The organism is Pseudomonas sp. Sample_24, from assembly GCF_004307605.1.
In the GTDB taxonomy this organism is placed as follows: Bacteria; Pseudomonadota; Gammaproteobacteria; order Pseudomonadales; family Pseudomonadaceae; genus Aquipseudomonas.
The window spans coordinates 7,545-11,855 of the sequence record NZ_RCNW01000166.1 but is presented as its reverse complement, the minus strand read 5'-3'; the positions used below and the strand labels follow the sequence as shown (position 1 = coordinate 11,855).

Here is a 4,311-nt window from a genome sequence, read left to right as displayed (position 1 = left end):
CGACCAACGCGCTGATGTCCAAGGCCTACGACGCCTACTCGTTCGCCTTCATGCCACTGATGGGCAAGCTGATCACCAATGACTCGGAAAGCTATCGCTACCTGGCCGAATCGATCCGCATGCACCCGAACCAGGAAACCCTGAAGTCGATGATGGTCGAGGCCGGTTTCGACCGTGTGACCTATCACAACATGACCGCAGGCATCGTTGCCCTGCATCGCGGCATCAAGCCCTGATGCTGCTCGCAGGCCTGCTCGCCAGCGTTGAACTCGGTCTGAACCGGGTGCTTCGTCTCGACAGCACGGCGCTGCCGCGGCTCGCGCATTTGAGCGGCAAAGTGATTGCCGTCGATTGCCGCAGCCCGGCACTGCAATTGTTCATCCTGCCCAGCGACGAAGGCCTGATGCTGGCCTCCCAGTGGGAAACCGGCGCCGACTGCACCTTGCGCGCACCGGCTTCCAGCCTGTTGAAACTGGCGATGAGCAAGGACAAGACCTCCGTTCTGCATGGCCCTGAAGTCGAACTCGACGGTGACAGCGGTGCGCTGCTGGAACTGGCGGCGATCCTTCAGGACCTGGAGCTGGACTGGGAGTATGAACTCTCACGCTGGCTAGGCCCGGTCGCCACGCAGCTGGTCGGTGGTCATTTGCGCAGTCGCGCGCGCTGGTATCAGCAAGGATTTACCAGCCTGGGCCAGAACCTGGGCGAATACCTGGCCGAAGAGTCGCGCACCCTCGTTGGCCAGCGCGAAGCCGAAGCGCGATTCAGTGAACTGGACCAGATCAAGCTCGATCTGGAACGTCTCGAGGCGCGTTTCGAGCGCCTTTCCCGATCCCTCGACCCAAGCGATAACGCATGAAGCTGCTTGCCGTCCGCCGTTTGTTGCGCATCCAGCGCGTCGTGATTCGCTACCGCCTCGATGACCTGCTGTTCGCCCTGCCGCTGCCCTGGTTCCTGCGGGTATTGCGTTATGCCTTGCCGTGGCGCTGGTTCCCGCGCAGGACCCTGGACCTGAGCCGCGGCGCGCGACTGCGTCTGGCACTGCAGGACCTGGGGCCGATCTTCATCAAGTTCGGTCAGATCCTGTCTACCCGCCGCGACTTGCTGCCAGAAGACATCGCTGATGAACTGATGAAGTTGCAGGACCGCGTGCCGCCATTCGACTCGCAGGTCTCGGTCAAGCTGATCGAAGAACAGCTCGGCAAGAAAATCAGCGAGGTGTTCAGCCGTTTCGACGTCGAACCACTGGCCTCGGCCTCGGTGGCGCAGGTGCATGCCGCGCAGCTGAAAACCGGCGAAGAAGTGGTGGTCAAGGTGATCCGCCCGGGCCTCAAGCCGGTGATCGCTCAGGACCTGGCGTGGCTGTTCATCCTCGCCCGCGCCGCCGAAAAACTCTCGGCCGATGCACGCCTGTTGCACCCGGTGGACGTGGTCAGCGACTACGAAAAAACCATCTATGACGAACTCGACCTGCTGCGCGAGGCGGCCAACGCCAGCCAGCTGAAGCGCAATTTCGAAGGTTCGCCGCTGCTGTATGTGCCGCAAGTCTACTGGGACTGGTGCCGTCCGAAAGTGCTGGTGATGGAGCGTATCTACGGCATTCAGGTGACCGATCTGGCGACCCTGGCCGACCAGCGCACCGACATGAAAATGCTCGCCGAACGCGGTGTGGAGATCTTTTTCACCCAAGTGTTCCGCGACAGTTTCTTCCACGCCGATATGCACCCCGGCAATATTTTCGTCAGCACGGTGAGCCCGTGGAGCCCGCAATACATAGCGATCGACTGCGGCATCGTCGGCAGCCTGACCCCGGAAGACCAGGATTATCTGGCACGCAACCTGTTCGCCTTCTTCAAGCGTGATTACCGGCGCGTGGCGCAGTTGCACATCGATTCGGGCTGGGTGCCGGCGGAAACCAAGCTCAACGAATTCGAAGCGGCGATCCGCACCGTTTGCGAGCCGATTTTCGAAAAACCGTTAAAAGATATTTCATTTGGCCAGGTGCTGATGCGCCTGTTCCAGACCGCGCGCCGCTTCAACATGGAAGTGCAGCCGCAACTCGTTCTGCTGCAGAAAACCCTGCTCAATATCGAAGGCCTGGGACGTCAGTTGTACCCGGATCTCGATTTGTGGAACACCGCGCAGCCATTTCTCGAACGCTGGATGCGCGAAAGGGTCAGCCCCAAAGCCTTGATTGGCAATGTGCAGAGCCAGTTCGAACAGCTCCCGCACCTGGCCAACATGGCCCGCGATCTGCTCGAACGCATGTCCCAACCCCACGCCTACGACCCGCCGCCACCGTGGCACCGTCGTCGCGATGACTGGTTCTTGCGTCTGCTCGGCACGGCGCATCTGGCGGGTGGCGCGATCCTCGCCGCTGGTGGCCCGCTGAATGAACTGGCCTATTGGCCCGCCGGGATCATGATGGCGGTCGGCTTGTATCTGGTCGTTCGCCGATAGCCAGTTGCGTGAACGACTGGCACACTGTTTCAACGCTTGGGTTCGACTAATGAAGTGTTGAACCCGCTGTCGGAGTCGAAGATGAAAAACTGGCTGGACGAGATCAAGTGGGACGCTGACGGCCTGGTGCCCGCGATTGCCCAGGATCACAAGACCGGGCGCGTCCTGATGATGGCCTGGATGAACCGCGAAGCGCTGGAACTGACCGCTGCCGAAAACCGCGCGATTTACTGGTCACGTTCCCGTGGCAAGCTGTGGCGCAAGGGCGAAGAGTCCGGCCATGTGCAAACCCTGCATGAGATGCGCCTGGACTGCGACGCCGACGTGATCATCCTGATGGTCGAGCAAATCGGTGACATCGCTTGCCATACCGGCCGCCAGAGCTGCTTCTACCGCGTCTACAAAAACGGCGACTGGACAACGGTCGACCCGGTTCTGAAAGATCCGCACGCCATCTATTCCGCTTTTGCAGGACACAAACATGAGTGACACTCTGACCCGCCTGGCTCAAGTGCTGGAGGAGCGCAAAGGCGCCGCCGCCGACAGTTCCTATGTCGCCAGCCTGTACCACAAGGGCTTGAACAAGATTCTGGAGAAAGTCGGCGAAGAGTCGGTCGAAACCATCATTGCCGCCAAGGACGCCGCCGTCAGTGGTGACTGCAGCGATGTGATCTACGAAACCGCCGATCTGTGGTTCCACAGCATGGTCATGCTCGCCCAACTGGGGCAGCATCCACAGGCTGTACTCGATGAACTGGACCGTCGTTTCGGTCTGTCCGGACACGCCGAGAAAGCCTCGCGTCCGTCCGCCTGAATAACTATTAGAGAGGAGCAGCAACATGGGCATTTTTGACTGGAAACACTGGGTCGTCATCCTGGTTGTTGTCGTACTGGTGTTTGGCACCAAGAAACTGAAAAACCTCGGCACCGACGTCGGCGAGTCGATCAAGGGCTTTCGCAAGGCCATGAACGATGACGAAAAACCGGCCGACCCGACGGCCACTCCAGCCCAACCGGTTCCGCCGGTTCAGCCTCAGGCCTCTGTCAATCAGCCGCACACCATTGACGTGCAGGCGCAGAAAGTCGAAGAGCCGATTCGCAAAGACGTGTGAGCACTGACTAATGTTTGGTATCAGCTTCTCTGAACTGCTGCTCGTCGGCCTCGTTGCCCTGCTGGTGCTGGGTCCCGAGCGCTTGCCGGGCGCAGCGCGCACCGCCGGCCTGTGGGTCGGGCGACTGAAGCGCAGCTTCAACGCGATCAAACAGGAAGTTGAACGTGAAATCGGTGCCGACGAGATTCGTCGGCAACTGCACAACGAGCACATCCTGTCGCTTGAACAGGAGGCGCGGAAAATTTTCACGCCGACCCAGCAGGAGCCTGCGCCGGTCGAGCACGTGGGAGGGCAGACGATTCAAGCACCTGCCCCTGCGACAGCACCGGCAGTTACAGCTGTCGAGTCCGCTCCCCCTGTAGCAGCCACTCCGGTTGAACCCGTTACACCTGCGGCTGCGCCCGTTGCGCCGGCCCCTCATGACCCAACACTGCCGCCGCGAGCCCCATGAGCGATCTCCCAGAAAACGACCAGCACATGCCGCTGGTTTCGCACCTCACCGAGTTGCGTACCCGTCTGCTGCGCTGTGTAGCGGCGATCTTCATCATTTTTGCCGGGCTGTTCGCCTTCACCCAGCAGATCTACACCTTCGTTTCGACGCCGCTGCGTGCTTATCTACCGGCCGGCGCGACGATGATCGCCACCGATGTGTCGTCGCCATTCCTGACGCCGTTGAAGCTGACGATGATGGTCTCGCTGTTCCTGGCGATCCCGGTGATCCTGCATCAGATCTGGGGCT

General features: G+C 60.6%; 8 protein-coding genes. All 8 read left to right on the top strand.

What is annotated here, in order from left to right; translation table 11 throughout:
• On the top strand, positions 1-236 hold a 236-nt coding region (locus D8V06_RS08840), incomplete at its 5' end, for a class I SAM-dependent methyltransferase (RefSeq protein WP_177434399.1).
• Positions 236-859 (top strand): SCP2 domain-containing protein, encoded by a 624-nt coding sequence (locus tag D8V06_RS08835; protein WP_130906987.1) that lies wholly within the window; start codon positions 236-238, stop codon positions 857-859. The genes D8V06_RS08840 and D8V06_RS08835, both read left to right, overlap by 1 nt.
• Positions 856-2,460, top strand: a complete 1,605-nt coding sequence (gene ubiB / locus D8V06_RS08830) for a ubiquinone biosynthesis regulatory protein kinase UbiB (protein ID WP_056852245.1) — start codon at positions 856-858, stop codon at positions 2,458-2,460. Before D8V06_RS08835 ends, ubiB begins: the two co-directional genes overlap by 4 nt.
• 81 nt (positions 2,461-2,541) lie before the next feature.
• Positions 2,542-2,949: a phosphoribosyl-AMP cyclohydrolase gene (gene hisI / locus D8V06_RS08825; RefSeq protein ID WP_056852244.1), complete on the top strand. Its 408-nt coding sequence runs from the start codon at positions 2,542-2,544 to the stop codon at positions 2,947-2,949.
• Complete coding sequence (locus D8V06_RS08820) at positions 2,942-3,274, top strand: phosphoribosyl-ATP diphosphatase (RefSeq protein ID WP_046816939.1); 333 nt, start codon at positions 2,942-2,944, stop codon at positions 3,272-3,274. Before hisI ends, D8V06_RS08820 begins: the two co-directional genes overlap by 8 nt.
• A gap of 25 nt (positions 3,275-3,299) precedes the next feature.
• Positions 3,300-3,572: a twin-arginine translocase TatA/TatE family subunit gene (locus tag D8V06_RS08815; RefSeq protein WP_056852243.1), complete on the top strand. Its 273-nt coding sequence runs from the start codon at positions 3,300-3,302 to the stop codon at positions 3,570-3,572.
• Positions 3,573-3,582: 10 nt separating this feature from the next.
• Complete coding sequence (gene tatB / locus D8V06_RS08810; protein ID WP_130930808.1) at positions 3,583-4,023, top strand: Sec-independent protein translocase protein TatB; 441 nt, start codon at positions 3,583-3,585, stop codon at positions 4,021-4,023.
• Positions 4,020-4,311: twin-arginine translocase subunit TatC (locus D8V06_RS08805; RefSeq protein WP_177434398.1), on the top strand; the 292-nt coding region annotated here is incomplete at its 3' end. The genes tatB and D8V06_RS08805, both read left to right, overlap by 4 nt.

What these genes read in the sequence shown, in the direction of transcription:
- ubiB (WP_056852245.1), top strand. Translation starts at nt 856, where the DNA reads ATGAAGCTGCTTGCCGTCCGCCGTTTGTTGCGCATCCAGCGCGTCGTG.
- D8V06_RS08820 (WP_046816939.1), top strand. Translation starts at nt 2,942, where the DNA reads ATGAGTGACACTCTGACCCGCCTGGCTCAAGTGCTGGAGGAGCGCAAA.
- tatB (WP_130930808.1), top strand. Translation starts at nt 3,583, where the DNA reads ATGTTTGGTATCAGCTTCTCTGAACTGCTGCTCGTCGGCCTCGTTGCC.
- D8V06_RS08815 (WP_056852243.1), top strand. Translation starts at nt 3,300, where the DNA reads ATGGGCATTTTTGACTGGAAACACTGGGTCGTCATCCTGGTTGTTGTC.
- hisI (WP_056852244.1), top strand. Translation starts at nt 2,542, where the DNA reads ATGAAAAACTGGCTGGACGAGATCAAGTGGGACGCTGACGGCCTGGTG.
- D8V06_RS08835 (WP_130906987.1), top strand. Translation starts at nt 236, where the DNA reads ATGCTGCTCGCAGGCCTGCTCGCCAGCGTTGAACTCGGTCTGAACCGG.